The sequence below is a fragment of the Actinosynnema sp. NPDC002837 genome (assembly GCF_040295345.1).
Lineage (GTDB): Bacteria > Actinomycetota > Actinomycetes > Mycobacteriales > Pseudonocardiaceae > Actinosynnema.
In genome coordinates this window covers 1-23,976 of the sequence record NZ_JBEOVG010000122.1, presented here as the reverse complement: position 1 = coordinate 23,976, position 23,976 = coordinate 1, and the positions used below count along the sequence as shown (strand labels likewise).

14 protein-coding genes are annotated in these 23,976 nt (G+C 71.1%); 11 read left to right on the top strand and 3 right to left on the bottom strand.

Annotated features, from left to right (window positions below):
- Positions 1–112: 112 nt before the first annotated feature.
- Positions 113–1,099 (bottom strand): PaaX family transcriptional regulator, encoded by a 987-nt coding sequence (locus ABTZ99_RS41260; RefSeq protein ID WP_499618482.1) that lies wholly within the window; start codon positions 1,097–1,099, stop codon positions 113–115.
- A 297-nt stretch (positions 1,100–1,396) separates the two neighbouring features.
- On the opposite strand from ABTZ99_RS41260, the gene ABTZ99_RS41255 reads away from it, so the two are divergent.
- Both ABTZ99_RS41255 and ABTZ99_RS41250 read left to right on the top strand, forming a co-directional pair.
- The gene (locus ABTZ99_RS41255; RefSeq protein WP_498784170.1) at positions 1,397–2,752 is read left to right on the top strand and encodes an extracellular catalytic domain type 1 short-chain-length polyhydroxyalkanoate depolymerase; all 1,356 of its coding nucleotides are present in this window, start codon (positions 1,397–1,399) and stop codon (positions 2,750–2,752) included.
- A gap of 41 nt (positions 2,753–2,793) precedes the next feature.
- The gene (locus ABTZ99_RS41250) at positions 2,794–4,125 is read left to right on the top strand and encodes a CE1 family esterase (protein WP_498784169.1); all 1,332 of its coding nucleotides are present in this window, start codon (positions 2,794–2,796) and stop codon (positions 4,123–4,125) included.
- Positions 4,126–4,206: 81 nt separating this feature from the next.
- Here the strand turns inward: ABTZ99_RS41250 and ABTZ99_RS41245 are convergent, their stop codons facing one another.
- Positions 4,207–6,567, bottom strand: a complete 2,361-nt coding sequence (locus ABTZ99_RS41245) for a family 43 glycosylhydrolase (RefSeq protein ID WP_499618480.1) — start codon at positions 6,565–6,567, stop codon at positions 4,207–4,209.
- A 29-nt stretch (positions 6,568–6,596) separates the two neighbouring features.
- Positions 6,597–9,536, bottom strand: a complete 2,940-nt coding sequence (locus tag ABTZ99_RS41240; protein WP_498784165.1) for a beta-xylosidase family glycoside hydrolase — start codon at positions 9,534–9,536, stop codon at positions 6,597–6,599.
- 603 nt (positions 9,537–10,139) lie between these two features.
- Here ABTZ99_RS41240 and ABTZ99_RS41235 point away from each other — a divergent pair.
- From ABTZ99_RS41235 to yicI, 9 genes are all read left to right on the top strand, one after another.
- Positions 10,140–11,126: a LacI family DNA-binding transcriptional regulator gene (locus tag ABTZ99_RS41235; protein ID WP_498784163.1), complete on the top strand. Its 987-nt coding sequence runs from the start codon at positions 10,140–10,142 to the stop codon at positions 11,124–11,126.
- A 298-nt stretch (positions 11,127–11,424) separates the two neighbouring features.
- Positions 11,425–12,381, top strand: a complete 957-nt coding sequence (locus ABTZ99_RS41230; protein ID WP_498784161.1) for a universal stress protein — start codon at positions 11,425–11,427, stop codon at positions 12,379–12,381.
- Positions 12,382–12,417: 36 nt separating this feature from the next.
- The gene (locus ABTZ99_RS41225) at positions 12,418–13,749 is read left to right on the top strand and encodes a M20/M25/M40 family metallo-hydrolase (RefSeq protein WP_498784159.1); all 1,332 of its coding nucleotides are present in this window, start codon (positions 12,418–12,420) and stop codon (positions 13,747–13,749) included.
- Between the two features lie 307 nt (positions 13,750–14,056).
- Positions 14,057–15,193: a S1 family peptidase gene (locus ABTZ99_RS41220; protein ID WP_499618484.1), complete on the top strand. Its 1,137-nt coding sequence runs from the start codon at positions 14,057–14,059 to the stop codon at positions 15,191–15,193.
- 352 nt (positions 15,194–15,545) lie between these two features.
- A complete protein-coding gene (locus ABTZ99_RS41215; RefSeq protein ID WP_499618477.1) occupies positions 15,546–18,461 on the top strand; it encodes a glycoside hydrolase family 3 protein in 2,916 nt (971 codons plus the stop codon).
- Positions 18,461–19,738 carry an ABC transporter substrate-binding protein gene (locus tag ABTZ99_RS41210; RefSeq protein WP_499618475.1) on the top strand — a complete coding sequence of 426 codons (1,278 nt, stop codon included), beginning with the start codon at positions 18,461–18,463 and terminating at the stop codon, positions 19,736–19,738. Before ABTZ99_RS41215 ends, ABTZ99_RS41210 begins: the two co-directional genes overlap by 1 nt.
- Positions 19,735–20,637, top strand: coding sequence for a carbohydrate ABC transporter permease (locus tag ABTZ99_RS41205; protein WP_498784153.1), 903 nt, complete (start codon positions 19,735–19,737; stop codon positions 20,635–20,637). The genes ABTZ99_RS41210 and ABTZ99_RS41205 overlap by 4 nt, the downstream gene beginning before the upstream one ends.
- Positions 20,634–21,446 carry a carbohydrate ABC transporter permease gene (locus ABTZ99_RS41200; RefSeq protein ID WP_498784151.1) on the top strand — a complete coding sequence of 271 codons (813 nt, stop codon included), beginning with the start codon at positions 20,634–20,636 and terminating at the stop codon, positions 21,444–21,446. Before ABTZ99_RS41205 ends, ABTZ99_RS41200 begins: the two co-directional genes overlap by 4 nt.
- A 172-nt stretch (positions 21,447–21,618) precedes the next feature.
- On the top strand, positions 21,619–23,916 hold the full coding sequence (yicI, locus tag ABTZ99_RS41195) for an alpha-xylosidase (RefSeq protein ID WP_498784149.1): 2,298 nt from the start codon (positions 21,619–21,621) through the stop codon (positions 23,914–23,916).
- Positions 23,917–23,976: the final 60 nt, after the last annotated feature.

The window sequence follows — 23,976 nt, the reverse complement described above, 5'->3', positions numbered from 1 at the left end:
TCTTCTCGGGTTCCCACCCCGGCCCCCACCCCCCCCCCCGCCCCGCCCCCCCCCGGGCCGCCCGGGCCCGCGCCGCCCGGCCGGGCCCCCCCGGAAGTGGGGGCTCAGGTGATCAGCGGGAGGCCGTGCCCGGTTCGGCGACGGGCTGCCACGCGCCGTGCAGGCCGTCGAGCATGTCCGCGACGGTGTGGGCCTGCACGGCGGTGGGCGGGTCGGTGGTGAACCGGCTCACGACGGCGCGCACGTGACCCTGGGCGGGGCCCGCGAGGCCGTCGTAGACGGCGGTGAACAGGTTGCGGGCGGGTTCGCGCAGCCAGCCCGGCGGCAGCAGCTCCAGCGGCAGGCGCGGGTCGAGGATGGGCAGGCGGCGGTAGGTGTCCATGACCTCGGTGCGGGCGCGGACCGCTTCGATCCCGGTGATCCGGGAGGCGCGGATGTCGGGCAGCAGCGGCCGCCAGCGCCGGATGAACGCGTCGTAGTGGCGGGCGATGGCGGTGGTGTCCCAGGCGTCGAGGGGGTTGCGGCCGGTCCGCTCACCGAGGTCGACGTGGCGGGCGCGGAAGACGGTCATGGTGCCGGCGGCGAGCTCGGCCAGCTGCGCCCTGGCCTTGTCGGTGAGGTCGTGCGGCGAGATCCAGAGGCCGTCGTAGAGGGGCGCGCAGCCGAACCAGCGCAGCCGGCTGCGGACCTCCCGCCGCCGCGCGACCTCGTCCTGCGGCAGCGAGAAGGCGATCAACGTCCACCGGTGGTCCCACGGCTCGGCGGCGGCCGCCGCGGCGACGATGGACCGACCTCCGGCGGCGAGGTCGAGGGCGGCGGCCGAGGTGAGCCGGTAGGAGCTGTTGCGGCCCTGCTTGCTGCCTTCGAGGACACCGCGACGGGCGAGCCTGCTGATGGTGGTGCGCGCCCCGGCGTGGCTGACACCCGCCTCGGCGAGCAGCGCCACGATCGCGGCCGACGGCAGCCAGGCGCCGGTCCGCAGCGTGTAGTCGGCGAGCAGGGTCACGGTCAGGCCCTGCGGTGAGTTGCCGGACTGCCGCCGGGGAAGCCGGACCGCGTCGTCCGGGAAGATCTCCTCGATGTCGTACGGGCTGGTCACGGCGGCTCCGGCGGTGGCTCGGACAGGTCGTCACCACCGACCCTAATCGGGCGCGATCCCGTCGCACGGCCACACCGACCGGGCGAGACGGTCGATTGACAGTTTCTCGACCGGGCGGCACTCTAAGTGTCACACGATGGACGGCGTCCGATCAGCCGAGTCCGTGCGCTCGATCGCATCGGCTGGTCACCCGCCGGACACGTCCACGCGTGGCTCTCCCTCCGCCGCACCGCGGGTCGCACCCGGCCCGCTGCCAGCACCCTGTCCGGCCGTGCGCGACACAAAGGAGTCAAGCGCATGAAGGTCAAACCGAGCCTGCTACTCGCCGCCGCGACGTCACTCGTCGTGGCCGGCCTCGTCTCCGTCGCCTCAACGCCCGCGTCCGCGGCGTCGTTGACGGAGGTCACCAACTTCGGCTCCAACCCCGGTGGGATGCGGATGCACGTCTACGTGCCCGATTCCCGCCCGGCCAACCCCGGGATCGTCGTGGCCATGCACGGCTGCGGCGGCTCGGGCCCCGGCTTCTACTCCGGCAGCGAGTTCGCCTCGCTGGCCGACCGGCACGGTTTCGTCGTCATCTACCCCAGCGCCGAGCAGCAGGCCGGGTTCGGCAAGTGCTTCGACACGTGGTCCGACGCGGCCAAGCGCCGCGGCGGCGGCAGCGACCCCGTGTCGATCGTGTCGATGGTCAACTACGTCCAGCAGCGCTACGGAGGCGACCCCAACCGGGTCTACGCCACGGGATCGTCGTCCGGCGGCATGATGACCCAGCACATGCTCGCCCTGTACCCGGACGTGTTCAAGGCGGGTGCGTCGTTCATGGGCGTGCCCTTCAACTGCTTCGCCAACGCCGCCGACTTCCCGCCCGGCAGCAGCAAGTGCACGGGTAACGGGGGAGCGAACCGCACCCCGCAGCAGTGGGGCGACGCGGTGCGCCAGGCCTACCCCGGCTACACCGGCGTGCGGCCGCGCGTCCAGCTCTGGCACGGCACCAACGACACCCTCGTGCCGTACGCGCTGCTCCAGGAGAGCATCGAGCAGTGGACCAACGTGTTCGGCCTGAGCCAGACGCCGTCGTCCACCGACACCCCGCAGACCAACTGGAACCGGCGCCGCTACAACGACACCTCCGGCACCACCCAGGTCGAGGCCTACAGCATCCAGGGCGCCGGGCACAGCCTGCCCGCCGGCGGCATGGCAGCCCAGGCCATCGCGTTCTTCGGCCTGGACCGGCCCGGTGGCCCGACCAGCACGACCACGACGACGACCACCACGAGCACGACGACGTCCACCACGACGTCCACCACGACGACGACCACCACGCCGGGCGGCTCGGAGTCGTGCCGCGTCACAGGCACGGTCAACGCCTGGAACACCGGCCTCACCGAGAACCTCACCATCACCAACACCGGCTCCACGGCGATCAACGGCTGGTCGCTGGTCTTCACGTTGCCGAGCGGGCAGACGATCACCTCCGGCTGGAGCGCCACCTACTCGCCCACGTCCGGGCAGGTGACCGCGCGCAACGTGGCCTACAACCCCGTGATCGCGCCCAACGCCTCGATCGGCATCGGCTTCCAGGCGACCCACAACGGCAACACCGCCAAACCGGCCTCCTTCACCCTCAACGGTGCGCCGTGTTCCACCTCCTGAGCGACCGCGAACCCCGACCCGACAACGGGAGGAGCAGTGCGATGACAAGGCGAAGGTCGATCCTGGGCTCGGTCGCGGCGGCGGCGCTGCTCGTCGTGGCCTCCATCGGCACGGTGTTGAGCGGCGACCTCGGCGAGCGCACCTCGGCCGCGGCGGTCGGCGCCGCGGCGGCGACCGCGGGCTGCGGCAAGGCGCCGTCGCTGCGCAGCGGCACGATCACGATCCAGAGCAGCGGCAAGTCCCGCAGCTACATCCTGCGGGTCCCGGACAACTACGACGTGAACCGCCCCTACCGGGTGGTCTTCGGCTTCCACTGGCTGAACGGCTCGGCCACCGACGTCGCCACCGGCCGGACCGTGCAGACGGACGTCTGGGCCTACTACGGGCTCCAGCGCCTGGCCGACAACAGCACCATCTTCGTCGCGCCCCAGGGCCTGAACAGCGGTTGGGCCAACTCCGGCGGCGAGGACATCACGCTCGTCGACGACATCAACCGGCAACTCGACGCCGGCCTCTGCGTCGACACCACGCAGCGCTTCGCCGTCGGCTTCAGCTACGGCGCGGCCATGAGCTACGCCGTCGCCTGCGCCCGGCCGGACGTCTTCCGCGCGGTCGCGGTCTACGCCGTGGGCCAGCTCAGCGGGTGCAGTGGCGGCACCCAGCCCATCGCCTACTTCGCCGCGCACGGCCTGCGGGACAACGTCCTCGGCATCTCGGGCGGCCGGTCGATGCGCGACCGCTTCGTCCGCAACAACGGGTGCGCCGCCCAGAGCCCGCGTGAGCCGTCGCAGGGCAGCCTGACCCATGTGACCACGACCTACTCGGGGTGCCGCGAGGGCTACCCGGTGGTCTGGGCTGCGTTCGACGAGGGGCACATCGCCGCGCCGCAGGACGGCGCACCCGGCGACAGCGGCTCCCGGACCTGGTTGCCGGCCGAGACGTGGCGGTTCTTCACCCAGTTCCAGAGCGGTCCGACGACAACGACCACGACCACGACGACGAGCACCACGACCACTACGACGACAACCACGACCACGACGGGTCAGCCGGAACCCGGCACCTGTCGCGTCACCAACACCACCAACGCCTGGAACACCGGGCTGACCGCCGACATCACCATCACCAACACCGGGACCACCGCGGTCAACGGCTGGACCCTGACCTTCACCCTCCCACCGGGTCAGGCGATCACCTCCGGCTGGAACGCCACCTACTCGCCCACGTCCGGACAGGTGGCCGCGCGCAACGTCTCGTACAACGCGACCATCGCGCCCGGCGCGTCGGTGGGCATCGGCTTCCAGGCCACCCACACCGGCAACACCGGCAAACCCACCGCCTACACCCTCGGCAACGCCACCTGCACGATCGCCTGACCACGGCCGTCGAGGCACGACCCGCAGACGACGAGGCGGCCCGGGAACTTCCCGGGCCGCCTCGTTCATGCGGTCACGCCGTCAGCGACAGGAGTGCGCGTCGTACGGCGCGGTGAGCCCGAGCGACACCTCCTGCCCGTCCACGGTGGCGGTCGCCGTGACCGCCGCCGCCCCCGCGTCCACGGTCGACCGCCGGGAGTTGAACGGGTGGGACCGGCTCTTGCCCGGCTCGACGTCGTCGAACGACTTGGCGCCGAACGGCGTCTCGACCACGACGTCGACCGGCACGGACTCGTTGTTGGTCACGTGCACGGTGAGCTTGACGTGCGGGCCCGCGCACCGGGTGTCCGCACTGGTCGCGACCTTCAACGACGGCTTGGCGAACCGCCAGCTGTCGACCTCGACCAGGTCCTTGCCGTCGGGGCCGACGAACGTGAAGTACACGTCGTGCACGCCCGACACGCCGTCGAGCTCGGCGCCGACCTCGGCCCACTCGCCGACCGGCGCGTCGACCGGGATGGTGGCGACGACCGGCCCGGCGCGGTCGTCCAGGCGGACCTGGATGCTCGTGCCCGCCGTGAGCGGCTTGACGCGCGCCGACACCCCGGTGGCCCCGGACCCGAAGTCCGCCGAGGCCAGCGACGTCCAGTCACCGTTGTCGACGTCGTGCAGGGCCAGGTTCGGCAGGTCGTTCGGCGCGGTGAGCCGCTTGGTGGCCAGCCCCTGCTGCCAGGCGATGGTCTCCGCCTCGACCACCCGGTAGGGGTCGAGGTGGCGGATCTGCTCGACGCCGTCGAAGGTGCCGAGGACCTCCTTCACGGTGCCGTCGGCGTTGAACTCCAGCTTCGCGATGTGCGGGCTGCGGAACCCCTGCGTCGCGCCGCCGGTGATGCGGCGGTTCAGCGTCTGGGCGTGGTAGGTGAAGTAGTGCTCGCCGTTCAGCTCGAAGACCGACTGGTGGTTGTTGCCGCCGGCGCCGAAGTAGACGCCGGGGTTCTTGAAGATGACGCCCGCGTACTTGTCGGGCGTCCACGGGCCCATCGGGCTGTCGGCCATGAGGTAGGCGATGGCGCCGGTCGGCGGGCCGTTCGGGTCGATCGGGCCGCCGAACCCGAAGTTCGACGAGTACGAGTAGTAGTACTTGCCCTCGCGCTTGAAGACGTGACCCGCCTCGAACATCAGCGGCGCGTCGATGGTCTCGGCCGACCCCACGGTGCTGATCATGTCGTCGCCGAGCTTGATCACGCGCGTGGACTTGGGGTGGTTGGTGTTCTCGGCGGAGTTGGAGCCGTCGTTGCCGCCGCCACCGAAGTAGAGGTAGGCCTGACCGTCGTCGTCGACGAACGCGCCCGGGTCGAACAGCCAGTTGCGGCCGTCCGAGGCGCCGGGGGTCTGGCTGGTGATGAGCAGGCTGCCGCGCTCGTCGCGCCAGGGGCCCAGCGGCGAGTCGCCGACCAGGACGCCGGTCGCGGCGCCGTTGTTGGCGAAGTACAGGAAGAACTGCTCCTTGCCGCCGACGACGCGGCTCTCGACCGCGGGCGCCCAGGACTGCGAGGCGTACTTGGCGAGGCCGTTCGGCCCGGCCACCGGGATCTCGCCGTGGTCGGTCCAGTTGACCAGGTCGTCGGAGGAGATGACGGTGATGGTGTTGATCCCGCCGTAGGTGTTGGTCGGCGAGGTCCCGTCGGGGCCCGGGTTGTACACCTGGGTGTCGTTGGTCATGTACACGTAGACCCGGCCGTCGTGCACGAACGCGTTGCCGTCCGCGCCGAACTTGTGGGAGATCAGCGGGTTGCCCTCGCCGGGGTTCTTGCCGAGGACCTCGATGGTGGTCGACGGGGTGAACTCGCGCAGGACGACGTCGTCCACCTTGAAGTCCATCAGGTGGGTGGCCGGCGCGGCACCCGGGTCGGCCGTCCACGGCGTCTCGACGAAGACGCGGGGCGTGGTGACGGACTGCCCCGCGGGGATCGTGAACGTGCTCTGGAGCAGGCCCCACTGCCCTCTCGGCACCGTGCCCGTGCCGAGGTTGGTGTAGGTCGAGCCGCCGTAGTGCATGGTCACGAAGAACTGCTTGGTCGCGGGGCTGGCCGCGTTCTCGTACTTCACCCACGCGGTGACCGTGTAGGTCTTGCCGGCCTGCACCTTGCCGGCCAGGTCCTGCGCCGGTCCCGAACCGGTCGTCTTCCGGTTGGTCACCTGCACGGCGCCCGAGCCCGAGTGGGCGTCGGCGGTCGTGGACAGCACGGCGCCGTCGGTGGCGTTGCCGCTGTTGACGGTCCAGCCGGTGAGGCCGTCCTCGAAGCCGGGGTTGGTGATGAGGTTCGGCTCGGCGGCGGTCGCCGCCGGGGTGGCCGCGAGACCGGCCGCGAACAGGGCGCCGACGGCGGCGAGGACGACTGCTCTTCGCCGTCCCGACCGCTGCGGACGTTGTCGATCCACGAGATTCTCCTTGTGCTGGGTACCGCGGGTTACTTGCAGGCGTGCGCGTCGTGCGGTGCTTCGAGCACGACCGAACGCGGCTTGCCGTCGACCGTCGCCGACGCGGTGACCGAGGCCGATCCCGCCGGCACGCTCGACTGCCGGGTCATGAACGGGTGCGAGCGGGTCTTGCCGGCCGGGACGTCGTCGAACGACTTCGTGCCGTACGGCGTCTCGACCGAGACGTCCACCGGGACCGCCTCGTGGTTGGTGAACTCGACGGTGAGCACGACCTTGGGCCCGGCGCACCGGGTGCGGGCGGACACCTCGACCGCCACCGGGAACCGCGCCACCCCGAGCCGGGCCAGCTCCAGGCTCAACGCCCGCTCGGGCGCGTCGACCTGGTTCTGCGTCCCGAAGGTGGACGCCCGCGCGGCTTGCGCCTTGCCCAGCGCGTCGCGCATGGCGGACCACGCCGCCGCGGGGTAGTGGTGCTCGTCCAAGGTGGACGCGTGGGCGATCGCCGCGTCCAGGTCGCCGGTGTCGAGCGGCTCGCCCGCCGCGGTCAGGGTGTCGCTGAGCAGGAAGTGGTCGAAGTCCACGCTCCCGCCCGCCCGCTTGGTCGCGTAGTCGAACAGGCCCCACCGGTGGCCCATGAAGTGGGCCAGGCTGCCGTCCAGCGTCTGAGGCCCGACGCGGTTGCCCAGCTTGTGCCAGGCGCGGCCGTCCAGGCTGTAGTAGAACGTGGTCCAGCCCTGACCGGTCGGCGCGTCGAACTCCACGTCGCCCTTGAGGTGGACCACCGTGGCGTCGTCGAGCGGCACCTCGGTCCCGGGCACGAAGCTCTCCGCCGTCGACTGGTCGAACGTGACCGGGAAGGGCTGGACCCGGTTGACCACCCCGAGGGTGTTGCGGCCGTCGACGCGCTTCACCGCGACGTAGGAGAAGCCGCGGTTGTACATCGCCAGGCCCGCGACGTCGCCGTCCCGCATCCCGGAGAAGTCGAGCTTGGTCTCCGCCGAGCCCTTCGGGCCGAACGTCCGCTGCGAGAGCGTGTTGCGCGCCTCCTCGAACCACGTCAGCTCGGCCCGGTTCGACAGCTTGGTGTAGAGGTAGTCGCCGGTGACGACCTTGCCGGTGGTGAGCCGCAACCAGCCCTCGCGGTCGGTGAGGGACCAGTGCCGGTTGTCCGGGGCGTGGTTCCACTCCCAGTGCAGGCCGAGCCGCGAGCCGTTGGGCCTGATCTCGTCCTCGGACGGGTGCTCGGTGGTCACCGGCTGACCCACGACCGAGACGTCGTCGAGCAGGTACTCGACGCTGGACGAGGGCGGCTGCGGGTTGGCCCACGGCGTCTCGACCGCGAACTTCACCTTGCCGGTCGCGGCCGTGCCCGGCACGGTGAACCGGCCCGAGACCGTCGTCCACCGACCGGCCGGGACGTCCCCGGACGCCATCACCTGGACACCGGCGCCCCAGTCGGCGACGAGGTTGAACCGCACGGTCGCCGGGCCGGCGGCGTACTTGACCCTCGCCGACACCGCGTACGTCACGCCGCGCTGCAACACGCCGTCCAGGGACTGGTTCGGCCCCGAGCCGTTGACGGTCCGGTCGGCCACCCGCAACGCCGTGGAGCCGTCGGCCGGCTCCAGGCTGAGCCGCGCGCCGAACTGGGCCGCCCACGGCGACACGGCGCCGGACTCGAAGCCGGGGTTGCGCACCAGTTCCACGCCGATGAGCGACTCGTCGACGACGGGCGGGGTCGGGATGGTCCACCGCTCGTCCATGTACGCCTTGTGCGGCGCGTCGTTGGCGAAGTCGTCCGAGGCGACGAGGCTCTTCTGCCGCTCCAAGGCCTCCTGCGCCGGGCTCAGCCGGATCGGCTTGTCGAACACCCCGTTCACCGGCACCACGCCGGCGTCACCGAAGGTGGGCCAACCGTCCTGCCACGTGGCCGGGATCAGCGCCGGGATGCGGCCGACCGGGAACGAGTCGCGGAAGAACATGCCGTACCAGTCGGTCCGGCCGCCGTCACGCGCGATCGGCACGAGGCTGCCCTGCGCGAAGCCGTTCGAGTTCAACGCGCCGCGCGCCTGGTACGGGTTGCTGCCGTCGGCCGTCGCGTAACGCCCGAGCAGCTCCGGCGAGCGGAAGAGCGCCACCTGGCGGCCCTGCCCCGCCGGCCAGGTGATGATCACGATGTAGTAGTTCCCGTCGATGTACTGCACCTGGGCGCCCTCGAACAGCCCGCCGAGGAACGGTGATCCCGGGTAGTCCGACGGCCGCAGGATGTTCGGGTACTCCGCCACCACCCGGGTCAGGGTGCTGTCCAGCTTGACCGCGCTGGTCGAACCCGACCCGTAGAAGATGTACGGCGTGCCGCCGTCGCGCTCGTCGAAGTACAGCGACGGGTCGTGGAACGCGCGCCCCAGCGGCATCCGCGTCCACGCCCCGTCCTCGATGTCGTCGGTGCGGTAGAGGTAGGAGCCGCCGAGGTTGTTGGTGTTGAAGGCGACGTAGAACTGCCCGCGGTGGTAGCGCAGCGACGACGCCCACTGGCCCTGGCCGTAGGAGTTCTGGCCGTTGCGCAGCGAGAACGAGTCGCCGATGTCCGCCCGGTCGAAGACGTAGTTGACGATCTCCCAGTTCACGAGGTCGTAGGACTTCATGATCGGCGCGCCCGGGCTCAGGTGCATCGTCGTGCTGATCATGTAGTAGAGGTCGCGGCCCTCGTCGTTCTCCGCCGCCGGGACGCGCTCCACGCTCACGTCCGGCACGTCGGAGTTGACCAGGGGGACGGAGTAGGTGCCGTCGCCCTTGTCGGTCGACGTGTACGACGGCTCGGGCGTCCACTCGTCCGCCGCTTGGGCCGGTGGGCCGACCGAGGCGAGGGCCGCGCCGATCAAAGCGGCCACCGCGACCGCCGTGGCGACGAGCCGCAGTGCGCGGTTCGGGCGCCGGGTGCGCGGGCGAGCGTGGGCGGTCACGGGCATGGACGACTCCAGACGCGGTTGTGGCGGAAGGCGTGGGGCGAAGCCCGGGGCGTGGCGACAACGCGGCCCAGCCCGTGGGGTCTATTACCGCGAACGTCAATCGGAAAGTGGCATGACGTTCCTTCACGAGGGCGTGAGGGGGTGGATGTGATCGCTAACATCGCCGCCCGAGACGGCCTGGTTCCGGTGAGCTGGCAGCGGCAACATCGTGCTGCGGGACAGTGTTAGCGATAACACAAATGGGTGTCAAGACTGTTCCCGCTCGAGGACGCGCACGAAACACTTGCGGAAGGGTCGGTCACTGCTCTGCGTTGCCGTGGCCGGTGGGAGCTAAAAATCGGACTCGAATATTTAGCATTCACGCGCGTTGACCGGCGGGTGGAAATATGGCTACATTGACTTGCTGATCATCGTCGATCGGCCGCGATGTCGACTGCCCGGCGCCAATCCCGATGTGCGTGGTCGTTTCGGCGTGCCGTCCCGACCACCGACCGTGCCCGGCGTGCCGCGGCGGTCAGCGGCCGTCCGCGGTCGGTCTACCTCGCGGCCGGTTCCGCGCAGATGGGACCATTAGTGGGGAACAGGACTTCCAGTGCGCCCGCGATGGCCGACGTCGCCCGGCTCGCCGGGGTTTCGCACCAGACGGTGTCGCGCGTGCTCAACGGGCACCCGTACGTCCAGGAGCAGACGCGCTTGCGGGTCCAGGCGGCGATCGAGGAGTTGGGCTACCGCCCCAACCGCGCCGCCCGCGCACTGGTGACGGGCCGCTCGCAGCTGATCGGGGTGGTGGCCCAGAACACGACCCTGTGCGGGCCGATCTCGCTGCTGGCGGCGTTCGAGCAGGTGGCGGTGGAGGCCGGGTTCGTGGTGACCGCGCACCGGGTGAACGTGCTGGACCGCGAGTCGATCACCACGGCCCTGGAGCGGCACCGCGACCAGCGGGTGGCGGGGATCGTCGTCATCGCACCGACCGCGTCGGCCCACGACGCGGTGGACACGGTGTCCGCCGGCGTGCCGCTGGTGATGGTCGACGGCGACGCCGAGCGCTCGACCCCGCTGGTGACCGTCGACCAGGCGGCGGGCGCGTTCGCCGCCACGTCCCACCTGTTGCGGGCGGGTCACCGCACGGTGTGGCACGTCTCGGGCCCGCCCGACTGGTTCGACAGCGCCGGCCGGATCGAGGGCTGGCGGTCGGCGCTGGAGGCCGTGTCGGCGGAGGTGCCGCCGATCATGTCCGCGGACTGGAGCGCCGCGTCCGGGTACCGGGCGGGTCAGGTATTGGCGCGGATGCCCGAGGTCACGGCGATCTTCGCGGCGAACGACCACCTGGCGCTCGGCATCCTCCGGGCGATGAGCGAGCGCGGCAGGCGGGTTCCCCACGACGTGAGCCTGGTCGGCTTCGACGACGTGCCCGAGGCCGCGTACTTCATCCCACCGCTGACCACGATCCGGCCGGACTTCGCCGCGGTCGCCCGTGACGCCCTGGACCTGCTGATCACCCAGATCGAGGGCAGGGCGGTCGACGAGCCCCGCCGCACGTCCAGCCCGACGCTCGTGTCGCGGGACAGCGTCCGACCGCCGTCGGCCTGACACCGGGTTGGGCGGCACCTCGCCCGACCGCCGCTGATCCGCACCGCGACCTCCTCGGGCCGCGATCGGTCGTGGTGCACGGCGCTCGAACAGGTGCTTCACCGCGCCACGCTGCCAGCCGGGCCGTTCGCCCCTCGTGCGGTCGCGCCCTACCGCCGACGAAGCACGCCGAGCGCGGACGGGTGGTCCTCCGCGAACGAGGCGTGCGACGACCCCGGAAAACCCGCCGATCACGTGTCGGTTCCGACTCCTCGGATACCCCGGTGGCACGGGAGTGCGCGGAGAGCGGAGGTGGGCGATGACCAGCCCGGACGTCCTGAAGAGCCCGGAGAGCGCGATCGGCCGCGGTGCGGTGGTCGTCGGGTTCGACGGCTCGGAGCGGTCGCGGCGGGCCGCGTACTGGGCGGCGCGCGACGCGGCGAGCCGGGGGGCGCGCCTGGTCGTCGTGAACGTCATCCGCGGGCCGTTCCCCGAGGTGGTGGTCACGCCCGTGTCCATGCCGATGCCGCAGCTCGTCGGCGAGAAGGCGGTCCGCGCGTACACCAGGGACCACCTCGCCGAGCTCGCCGCGCAGTGCCGGAGCGTCGCGCCCGGGCTGGACGTGGACACCCGCGCGTTCGACGGGCACCCGGCCGCCGTGCTGGCCGAGGCCGGCCGGGAGGCGGCGCTGCTCGTCGTCGGCTCCTCCGGCGCGACCGGGTTGGCCAGGGTGTTCGCGGGTTCGGTCACGGCGGACCTGGCGCACCACTTCGCCGGACCGCTCGTGGTGGTCCGCGACGGCGGCGACGGGACCGACGACGGGCGGGTGGTGGTCGGCGTCGACGGCTCGGAGCCGAGCGACCGCGCGATCGACTTCGCGGTGGACCACGTGTCGCGGCACGGGGGGACCCTGGTCGGCGTGCACGCCACCACCGGGCTGCCGGTGGACGCGATGACGCCGGGCGGCGCCTGGGGCCAGGGCCTCGGGCTCGGGCTGGACGTCGAGCAGCTCAGGGCGTCCGCGGACACCCTGATCGCGAGGTCGTTCGAGGCACCGCTCGCCCGCCACCCCGAGGTGCGGGCGGAGCGGGTGGTGTCGCTGGCCCGGCCCGCCCAGGTCCTGGCCCAGGAGGCGGAGGGCGCGGCGCTGCTGGTCGTGGGCAGCCACGGGCACGGCGCGGTGCGGCGCGCGCTGCTCGGCTCGGTCAGCCACGCGATGCTCCACCACGCGCCCTGCCCGCTGGCCGTCGTCCGAGGCGCCGGGCCCGAGCACTGACGAACCGCGGGACGTCGCGGATGGTAGGAAGACCTGGTGAGCAACTGGGATGACGGTGCCGGGCTGCGGCTCGCGCAGGACGAGGTCGTGTCGCTGACCAGCGAGCTGATCAGGATCGACACGACCAACACGGGGGATCCGGACACGGTCGTCGGGGAGCGCGCGGCCGCCGAGTGGGTCGCGGAGAAGCTGGCCGAGGTCGGCTACGAGACCACCTACGTCGAATCGGGGGCCAAGGGCCGCGGCAACGTGATCGCCCGCTTGGCCGGCGCCGACCCGTCCCGGGGCGCGCTGCTGGTGCACGGCCACCTGGACGTGGTGCCCGCCGACGCCTCCGAGTGGTCCGTGCACCCGTTCTCCGGCGCGGTCCAGGACGGGTACGTGTGGGGCCGCGGCGCGGTCGACATGAAGGACATGGTCGCGATGACGCTCGCCGTCGCGCGGCGGTTCAAGCGGGACGGCGTGGTGCCGCCGCGCGACCTCGTGTTCGCGTTCGTGGCCGACGAGGAAGCCGGTGGCCTGTTCGGCGCGAAGTGGCTGGTGGACAACCGGCCGGAGCTGTTCGAGGGCGTCACCGAGGCGATCAGCGAGGTCGGCGGGTTCTCCATCACGCTCAAGGACGACGTCCGGGCCTACCTGGTGGAGACCGCCGAGAAGGGCATCCGCTGGCTCAAGCTGCGCGTGCGCGGCACCGCCGGGCACGGCTCGATGATCCACAACGACAACGCGGTGGCCAAGCTGGCGGCGGCGGTCACGAAGCTGGGCAACCACCGGTTCCCGATCATCCTCACGCCGTCCGTGCGCGAGTTCCTGGCCGGCGTCTCGGAGATCACCGGGCTGGAGTTCCCCGAGGACGACATCGAGGGCTCGGTCGGCAAGCTCGGCGCGTTGTCGCGGATGATCGGGGCGACGCTGCGCGACACGGCCAACCCGACCATGCTGTCCGCCGGGTACAAGGCGAACGTGATCCCGTCGTTCGCCGAGGCCACCGTGGACTGCCGCATCCTGCCGGGCCGCGAGGAGGCGTTCGACCGCGAGCTGGCCGAGCTGCTCGGCCCGGACGTGGAGCGCGAGTGGCTCGGGCTGCCGCCGGTGGAGACGACGTTCGACGGCGCGCTGGTCGACGCGATGACGGCGTCGATCACCGCCGAGGACCCCGGTGCGCGGGTGCTGCCCTACATGCTCTCGGGCGGCACGGACGCCAAGTCCTTCCAGGAGCTGGGCATCCGCAACTTCGGCTTCGCCCCGCTGAAGCTGCCCGCCGACCTGGACTTCTCCGGCCTGTTCCACGGCGTCGACGAGCGCGTGCCGGTCGACGCCCTGCGGTTCGGCGTCCGCGTCCTGGACCGCTTCCTGCGCAACTCGTGAGCCGACGGGCGCCGTCCGCCCGGACGTGACGGCGCCCGTCGACCGCGTGGTCCGCGGCGGTGCCGCCGCGCGATCGCACGCGGCTCGCGGCCGTTCGGGAGTCGTCCCTGACCGCCGCGGTCCGGCGCGCCACGCGCCCGCCGCGGTGCGAGGCCGGTCCGCCGCAGGGGATTGACGGCGGGCAGCGGGTGTTGCATGGTCTGAACCAGCAGGCCGTGAGAGCGCTCTCTCGCCGACTTGCCTCGGGTGCTCGGCCGACCTGCATCGGCCGGTGCGCCTCCCTGCGGACAAGGAGGACCGCGTGCGAATGACAACGTTGACGAAGATCGGTGTGGCCGCCGCGCTGGTGGTGAGCGGGCTGGTGGTCGCGCCGACCGCCCAGGCCGCGCCCGCGCCGGAACCGCTGTCGCCGGGACTGGTGTCCGCGATGCGGACTGCCTTCGGGCTGACCGAGCAGCAGGCCCAAACCAGGCTCGACCTGGAGGCGAAGGCCACCCGGCGGGCGCCCTCGGCGCGCACCGCGGCCGGGTCGTCCTTCGGCGGCAGCTGGTTCGACCAGGACAAGGGCGTGCTCGTGGTCGGCGTGACCGACCCGGCGGCGGCCGACCGGGTCCGGGCGACCGGCGCCGAGGCGCGGCTGGTCGGCCGGACCGCGGCCGAGCTGGACCGGGTCAAGGACGGCGTGGACGCGCTGTCGGCGTCCGGCGCGGTGCCGGCGGCCGTGACCAGCTGGCACCCGGACCCGCGCAGCGGCGCGGTGGTGGTCGACGTCCAACCCGGCGTGCAGACCGCGGAGGTCGAGCGGTTCCTGGCCGAGGCGCGCGAGCTCGGCCCCATCCAGGTGAACACCGAGGGCGTCACCGCGCCCGTGCCGTTCGCGGCCGGGACCGTCGGCGGCGACCCGTACTACACCGGCAACGTCCGCTGCTCCATCGGCTTCTCGGTGCACGGCGGCTACGTCACGGCCGGCCACTGCGGCGGCACGGGCGCGCAGGTGTACGGCTGGGACCGGTCCTGGCAGGGCCAGTTCGCCGGCTCCTCGTTCCCCGGCAACGACTACGCGTGGGTCCGCACCGGCGGCGGCTGGTGGAACGTGCCCGTCGTGCTCGGCTGGGGCACGGTGCCCGACGCCTTGGTGCGCGGCTCGTGGGAGGCGCCGGTCGGCACGTCGGTCTGCCGTTCGGGCTCCACGACCCGCTGGCACTGCGGCGTGATCCAGTCCCGCAACGAGACCATCCACTACGCGCAGGGCGACGTGCACCAGATGGCGGGCACCAGCGTGTGCGCCGAGGGCGGCGACTCCGGCGGCTCGTTCATCACCGGCGACCAGGCGCAGGGCGTCACGTCCGGCGGCTACGGCAACTGCTCGTCCGGTGGCCGTACCTGGTTCCAGCCGATCAACGAGATCCTGTCCGTCTACGGCTTGCGGTTGCTCACCGCGTGATTCGCTGACCGACCGCGGACCCGTCCCTCCGGGGGCGGGTCCGCTGCCGTTCAACCCCGAACGGCGCGGTCACGCCGGCGAGAAGGGTTCCGGTGCGCGCGACTTCAGGCCTGCCCAGTCTTGTTAACGCTAACATTCGTAGACCCGCGAAATACCTTGGGAACGCGGCGGCGTCACAGTCCTAACCCGGATGACGTGTGCGTGTCAAGGCGCCCTTGTCAAGTGAATTAGCGTTAACAACGTTCACTCGCGCAGTCTGTTGCGTCCGTCACGGCCGGCCCTCTAGGGTCCCTGTCGAAGCGCTTCGATGGCGGGGAGCTCCGCGCTCCCCGAAGACGAAGGGGGACGACCGGTGTCGAGGGTCCGCCGCACGCTGTTGTTGCCGCTGGTCGCGTTGCTGCTCGCGGCGCCGCTGCCGGCGCACGCCCGGGAACTCCCGTTCCGGGACCCCGACCTGCCGCGCGCCGCCCGGATCGACGACCTGCTCGGCCGGTTGACGGTCGACGAGAAGGTCTCGCTGCTGCACCAGTACCAACCACCGATCCCCAGGCTCGGGATCGGCGCGTTCAAGACCGGCACGGAAGCGCTGCACGGCGTGGCGTGGCTCGGCGAGTCGACGGTGTTCCCGCAGGCCCTCGGCCTGGCGAACACCTGGAACCCCGAGCTGGTCGAGGAGGTCGGCGCGGTCACCGGGCGCGAGGCGCGCGGGTTCCACGCGATGAACCCCGCGTCGAACGGCCTCAACCTGTGGGCGCCGGTGGTGAACCTGTTGCGCGACCCGAGGTGGGGCCGCAACGAGGAGGGCTACTCGGAGGACCCGTACCTGACCGGCCGGATCTCCACCGCGTTCGGCCGGGGCGTCCAGGGCGACCACCCGGACTACCTGCAGGCCGCGCCCACCCTGAAGCACTACGTCGCCTACAACGTCGAGGACGACCGCATCGACGTCGACTCGATCGTCCCGCCGCGGATCCTGAAGGACTACGACGAGGCCGCGTTCAAGCCGGCGATCTCGGCCGACGCCGCCACCGGCGTGATGGCGTCGTACAACCTGGTCAACGGCCGCCCGACGCACGTCGGCCCGGAGCTGGACGAGACCGTGCGCTCCTGGACCGACGAGGACCTGATGATCGTCGGCGACGCGGGCGGCGCGTCGAACGTCGCCGGCTCGCAGCGGTACTACCCGAACGAGGTCGAGGGCAACGCGGCGGCCATCCGGGCGGGCCTGGACAACTTCACCGAGGACAACCAGAACTCCGCGCCGACCACGACGTCGATCAAGACCGCGATCGACCGGGGCCTGATCACGGTGGCCGACGTCGAGGACGCCGCCCGGCACGTGCTGTCGATCCGGTTCCGGCTCGGCGAGTTCGACCCGGCCAGGCGCAACCCGTACGCGAGCATCACGCCGGACGTCATCGACGCGCCCGAGCACCGCGAGCTCGCCCGCGAGGTGGCCGCCGAGCAGGTCGTGCTGCTGCGCAACGACAAGAACACCCTGCCGCTGTCCACTGCGGACACGAAGAAGGTCGCGGTCGTCGGTCAGCTCGCGGACACGCTGTACGAGGACTGGTACTCGGGCACGATGCCCTACCGGATCACGCCGGTGCAGGGCCTCTCCGAACGGGCCGACGTCACGTCGAGCGAAGGCGTCGACCGCATCCGGTTGAAGGACCTGGCGACCGGCAAGTACGTCACGGCGTCCACTGCGGACTCCGGCGCCGTGCTCACCGCCACCGAGGCGACGCCGACCGACGCGAGCGGCCTCGACGTGTTCGACTGGGGCGAGGGCACGGTCACGCTGCGGACCGCGGCGAACGGCAAGACGGTGTCGTTGGGTGATGGGCGCGGCCTGGTCAACAACGCGGCCCAGCCCCACGGCTGGTTCGTCCAGCAGCAGTTCCGGTTCGTGGCCCGGCCCGACGGTTCCTTCGTGCTGGAGTACACCGGCAACGACGTCACGCAGTCCTGGTTCGGGCGGAACAAGTACGTCCTCGTCGGCGCGGACGGCAGGCTGACCGTGGCCGCCGAGACGCCGGAGGCGGCGACGAAGTTCGGCCGCGAGGTGGTGCGCAGCGGCGTGGACAGCGCGGTGGCGGCGGCGAAGGGCGCCGACGCGGCCGTCGTCGTGGTCGGCAGCATGCCGTTCATCAACGGCCGTGAGGACGACGACCGCCAGACCACCGTGCTGCCGGCCGGCCAGCGCGCGGTGATCGACGCGGTGCGCCGGGCGAACCCGCGCACGATCGTCGTGCTGGAGAGCAGCTACCCGTACGCGGGCGACTGGGACACCGCCGACCTGCCCGCGGTCCTGTGGACCACGCACGCGGGCCAGGAGACCGGGCACGCGATCGCCGACGTCCTGTTCGGCGACCACAACCCCGGCGCCAGGCTGACCCAGACGTGGTACCGCTCGGACGCGGACCTGCCGGACAAGCTCCGGTACGACATCTCGAAGTCCGGGCACACCTACCAGTACTTCAAGGGCAAGCCGCTCTACCCCTTCGGGTACGGGCTGAGCTACACGTCGTTCCGGTACTCCCGGCTCGAGCTGGACCGGACCGTGGTGGACGCCTCGGGCGAGGTGAAGGTCCGCGCGGACGTCACGAACACGGGCCGCCGGGCCGGCGCCGAGGTGGTGCAGCTGTACTCCCACCAGAAGAAGTCGCGGGTCCAGCAGCCGATCAAGCAGTTGCGCGCGTTCGAGCGGGTGGAGCTGCGGCCCGGCGAGACGAAGACGGTCGAGCTGACCGTGCGCGCGGCGGACCTGGCGTTCTGGGACGTGACGCGGGAGAAGCCGGTGGTCGAGAGCGCGCCGCACGAGCTGGCGGTCGGTCCGCTGACCCGCACGATCAGCGTGCGCGGCGAGACGATCCCGCCTCGCGACCTGCGCAAGACCACGCGGGCGCAGAACTTCGACGACTACTCGGGCGTGACCCTGGTGGACACCACCAAGGACCGCGGTACCGCCGTCGCCTCGACCGCGCCCGGCCAGTGGATCTCGTTCGAGGACGTCGACCTCGGCCGGTCGTCGCGGACGCTGACGGCCCGGGTGGCGAACCCGGACGCGCCGACGACGGTCGAGGTGCGCCTCGGCGGTCCCACCGGCAGGCTGGTGGGCACGCTCACCGTGCCGACCACGGCCGACAAGTACTCCTGGACCACGGTCTCGTCGCCGTTGCGCGGCGCGACGGGTCGGCAGGACGTGTGCCTGGTCTTCACGGGGAAGGCCCGGATCGACAACCTCACCGTGGAGGGATCATCCTGATGTCCAAGCGTCTTCTGGTGGCCGCGGTCGCGGCCGTGCTGGCCGTGGCCGGCTGCGGGGGTTCCGACGGGGCCTCCGACCCCAACACCCTCAAGCTGTGGCACTACGAGGGTCCGGACAGCGCCATGGGCGTGGCGTGGGCGGAGGCGATCAAGCAGTTCGAGGCCTCGCACCCGGGCGTGAAGGTGGAGTTCGAGGAGAAGGGCTTCGAGCAGATCCAGAAGACGGCCTCGATGGTGCTCAACTCCAAGGACGCGCCGGACATCCTGGAGTACAACAAGGGCAACGCGACCACCGGCCTGCTGTCCAAGCAGGGCCTGCTGACCGACCTGAGCGAAGAGGTCGCCAAGCGCGGGTGGGACAAGAAGCTCGGGCCCGGCATCGACACCACGGCGAAGTACGACGACCGCGGCGTGATGGGTTCCGGGAAGTGGTACGGCATCCCCAACTACGCCGAGTACGTGATGGTCTACTACAACAAGACCATGTTCGACCAGCAGGGGCTGGCCGCGCCGAAGACGCTGGACGAGCTGACCGCCGCGATGGCGAAGTTCGCCGCCGCCGGCGTCACGCCGCTCGCGCTCGGCGGCGCGGAGTACCCAGCGCACCAGGTGCTCTACCAGCTCGCGCTGACCAAGGCCGACCGCGAGTGGGTGGACCGGTTCCAGCGCTACACCGGTGACGTGAACTTCCACGACAACCCGTGGGTGTTCGGCGCGGAGACCTTCGCCAAGTGGCTGCGCGAGGGTTACATCTCCAAGGACTCCGCCGGCGTGAAGGCCGAGGACATGGGCCTGTCGTTCATGCAGGGCAAGCACCCGATCATGATCAGCGGCAGCTGGTGGTACGGCCGGGTGCAGGCGCAGGTCAAGGACTTCGAGTGGGCCTCGGTGCCGTGGCCGGGCATGACGGCCGGGTCGAGCGGCAACCTGTGGGTCGTGCCCCAGGGCTCGAAGAACAAGCAGCTCGCCTACGACTTCATCGAGATCACCATGTCGCCGGCGATCCAGGACAAGCTGCGTGACGCGGGCGGCATCGCGGTCGCGCCGAGCGGGACCCCCGCCACCGACCCGAAGACCCAGCGGCTCAACGAGGACTTCAAGGCGATCGCCGAGGACGACGGCCTCGCGTTCTACCCGGACTGGCCCGCGCCCGGCTTCTACGACGCCCAGGTGTCGTCGGTGCAGAAGCTCATCACCGGGGACCTCGGACCGCACGAGGTGCTGACCGAGATGGCGGACTACTACAAGGAGAACACGGCGAGCGTCGGCAAATGAGCCTGGTACCCACCTCGATCCGCGACCGCGGGTCGTACCTGCTCTTCCTCATCCCCGGTGGCCTGCTGCTGCTCGCGGTGATCCTGGTGCCGTTCGGGATGAACATCGGCATCAGCTTCACCGAGTGGTCCGGCGCGGGCACGCCCGAGTGGATCGGGCTGGACAACTACACCCGGCTGATGTCGGACGGCACGTTCTGGGCGTCGTTCCGGCACAACGTCGGCCTGGTGGTGGCGATGGCGATCCTGCCGACCCTGGCGGGACTCGTCATCGCCGCCGCCCTGTTCGACTTCATCGGCAAGCACTTCGGGTCCAAGCACGCGAGCATCCTGCGGGCGTGCGTCTACCTGCCGCAGGTGCTGCCGATCGCGGTGGCCGGGATCGTGTGGAGCTGGATCCTGGCGCCGCGGGACGGCGCGCTGAACGAGGTGCTGCGCGCCGTCGGGCTGGACTCGCTGGCGCAGAACTGGCTCGGCGACCCCGATCTCGCGCTGTGGTCGGTGATGGCCGTGATGCTGTGGATCCAGGTCGGCTACCCGGTGGTCATCTTCATGGCCGGGATGCAGCGGGTCGACCCGTCGCTGCACGAGGCCGCGGAGCTGGACGGCGCGTCGTGGTGGGGCCGGTTCTTCCACGTCACCGTGCCGCAGATCCGCCCCGAGATCTTCGTCGTGCTCCTGACCTGCACGATCGCCGCGCTCAAAGTGTTCGCGCCGATCTACGTGCTGACCAGGGGCGGGCCGGGCGGCTCGACCAACGTGCCGTCGTACTACTCGTTCCAGAACTTCTTCGAGAAGACCCAGGTCGGCTACGGCGCGGCCATCGCCACGGTGCTGACCGTGCTGATCCTGATCCTCACGACCGTGTTCCTGCGCGTGCAGAACCGGGGTGAGCGATGAGGCGGCACGCGGTGCTCTGGTCGTTGGTCCTGCTGGCCGCGGTGATGCTGGCGCCGTTCGTCCTCGTCGCGCTCAACGCGGTGAAGACGCCGGCCGAGTACTCCACCGGTGGTCCGCTCGACCTGCCCAGCGGGGTGTCGCTGGACGGCATCGTCGCCTTCTGGGAACGGGTCGACTTCGGCGAGAAGCTGCTCAACAGCGTGGTGATCAGCGGGTCGGTCGCCGTGCTCGCGGTCGTCGTGTCGGTGTTCAACGCCTACGCGCTGGGCATCGGCCGGGTGAAGGGCCGGTTGTGGATCCTGGTGGTGTTCCTCATCGCGAACACCCTCCCGCAGGAGGCGCTGGCCTACCCGCTGTACTTCCTGGCCAACGCGACCGGCCTGTACGACACCAAGCTCGCCGTGATCATCATCTTCACGGTGATCCAGGCCGCGTTCGGCACCTACCTGCTCACCTCCACGCTCGGCGGCTTCCCGCGCGAGCTGCTGGAGGCCGCCCGCATCGACGGCGCGAACAAGTGGCAGACGCTGGTGCGGATCGTGGTGCCGATCAGCCGACCCACGCTGGGCGTGCTGTTCGTGTTCTTCTTCATCTGGACCTGGAACGAGTTCTTCCTCCCGCTGGTGCTGCTGATCTCCAACGAGAACCAGACCGTGCCGGTCGCGCTGGGCGTGCTCCAGGGCCAGCGGATGATGGACGCCACCATGACCAGCGCGTCGGCGCTGCTCGGCGTCATCCCGGCCATCGTCTTCTTCCTGATCTTCCAACGCGCGTTGACCCGCGGCATCACGGCGGGAGCGGTCAAGTGAGGCGGTCGGCGTCGAACGGCCGCCGCGCCCCGGGACGGGCGCACCCGCCGTTACCCGTGGAGCCGGTTCTCGCGGTTCCACCGGCGCCCCGCCGGATCATGCGGCGGCGCACCCTCGTCGACCATCAGTTCATGGCCGCCCACGGCCAGGCTTTTCGCCGATTGGAGTTCGGGTGAAGTTCAGCGACGGGTACTGGCTGCTTCGGCCAGGGGTCGAGGCCGCCCATCCGGTGGAGATGCGCGACGTCGCCACGGGGAACGGAGAGGTCGTCGTGCACGCGACGACCCGCCCGATCCGGCACCGCGGCGACATGCTCAAGGGCCCCGTGGTCACGTTGGGGCTCACCTCGCCGATGGCCGACGTGATCGGCGTGCGGATCACGCACTTCTCGGGTGAGGAGCCCAAGGGCCCGGCGTTCTCGCCGGCGTCCGACGGCGCGCACGAGGCCAAGGTGGTGGAGGACGACGCCGGTGTGGTGATGACCGCCGGCGCGCTGTCGGTGCGGGTGCGCCGGGGCGAGGAGTGGCGGGTCGACTTCACCGCCGAAGGCCGTCCGCTGACCAGCAGCGGCGCCAAGGGCATCGGCTTCATGACGGTGGACGGCACGCACCACGTCCGCGAGCAGCTGGTCATGGGTGTCGGCGACACCGTCTACGGGCTGGGTGAGCGGTTCGGGCCGCTGGTCAAGAACGGCCAGACCGTCGACATCTGGAACGCCGACGGCGGCACGAGCAGCGAGCAGGCGTACAAGAACGTCCCGTTCTACCTCACGAACGCGGGCTACGGGATCTTCGTCAACCACCCCGGGCACGTGTCGTTCGAGGTCGGCTCGGAGGCGGTGTCGAAGGTCCAGTTCAGCGTCGAGGGCCAGTCGCTGGAGTACTTCCTGATCTACGGTCCGACGCCGCGCGAGATCCTGCGCAAGTACACCGCGCTCACCGGGCGGCCCGCGCTGCCGCCCGCGTGGTCGTTCGGCCTGTGGCTGTCCACGTCGTTCACCACGGACTACGACGAGGAGACGGTGTCGGGCTTCATCGACGGGATGCTGCAGCGCGACCTGCCGATGAGCGTGTTCCACTTCGACTGCTTCTGGATGCGCGAGTTCCACTGGTGCGACTTCGAGTGGGACCCGCGCACGTTCCCCGACCCGGTCGGCATGCTCGAACGCCTGCGCGCGAGGGGCCTGCGGATCTCGGTGTGGATCAACCCCTACATCGCGCAGCGGTCGCCGCTGTTCGCCGAGGGCAAGGCGAACGGCTACCTGCTGCGCAGGCCGAACGGCGACGTCTGGCAGTGGGACCTGTGGCAGCCGGGCATGGCGCTGGTCGACTTCACCAACCCGGCCGCCCGCGCCTGGTACTCGGCCAAGCTGGACGCCCTGCTGGCCCAGGGGGTCGACTGCTTCAAGACCGACTTCGGCGAGCGCGTGCCGACCGACGTCGTCTACCACGACGGCTCCGACCCGGAGCGGATGCACAACTACTACACCCACCTGTACAACCAGACGGTGTTCGACGTGCTGCGCAAGCGGCGCGGCGAGGGCGAGGCGGTGGTGTTCGCCCGGTCCGCCACGGCTGGCTCGCAGCAGTTCCCGGTGCACTGGGGCGGCGACTGCGAGGCCACGTACGAGTCGATGGCGGAGAGCCTGCGCGGCGGGCTGTCGCTCGGCCTGTCCGGTTTCGGCTACTGGAGCCACGACATCGGCGGGTTCGAGGGCACGCCGTCGGCGGCGTTGTTCAAGCGGTGGATCGCGTTCGGCCTGCTGTCCTCGCACAGCCGGTTGCACGGCAGCGCGTCCTACCGCGTGCCGTGGCTGTTCGACGAGGAGTCCGTGGACGTGCTGCGGCACTTCACGAAGCTGAAGCTGCGGCTGATGCCGTACCTGCACGGCGCGGCGCGGCAGGCCAGCGCCGAAGGCGTGCCGGTGATGCGGGCGATGGTGGTGGAGTTCCCGGACGACCCGGGCTGCACCCACCTCGAACGGCAGTACATGCTCGGCGACGACCTGCTGGTCGCGCCGGTGTTCTCGGACGAGGGCGACGTGTCGTACTACGTCCCCGAGGGCACCTGGACCCACCTGTCGACCGGTGAGACCGTGCAGGGCCCGCGCTGGGTGCGCGACCGCTGCGACTTCCTCACCGCGCCGGTGCTCGTGCGCCCGAACACGATCCTGCCGGTCGGCGCGGTCGACGACCGGCCGGACTACGACTACGCCGAGGGCGTCACGCTGCGGGTCTACCAGCTGTCCGACGGCGATCACGTGACCGCGGTCGGGGACACGACGTTCCGCACGCGCCGCCAGGGCGACGAGATCCGGGTCGAGGCCGAGGGCGCGCCGTCGAGCTGGCGGCTGCTGCTGGTCGGCGCCGACGGGGTCGACGCCGTCGACGGCGGTGCGGTCGGCTCGCACCCGGACGGGGTGCTCGTCGGCGCCGAGGGCGCCGTCCTGACCCTGCGGGGTATCCGATGAGGCTGTTAGCCGTGGCGCTGGTGTTATTGGGCTCGCTGGCCGCGACCACCCCGGTGGTCG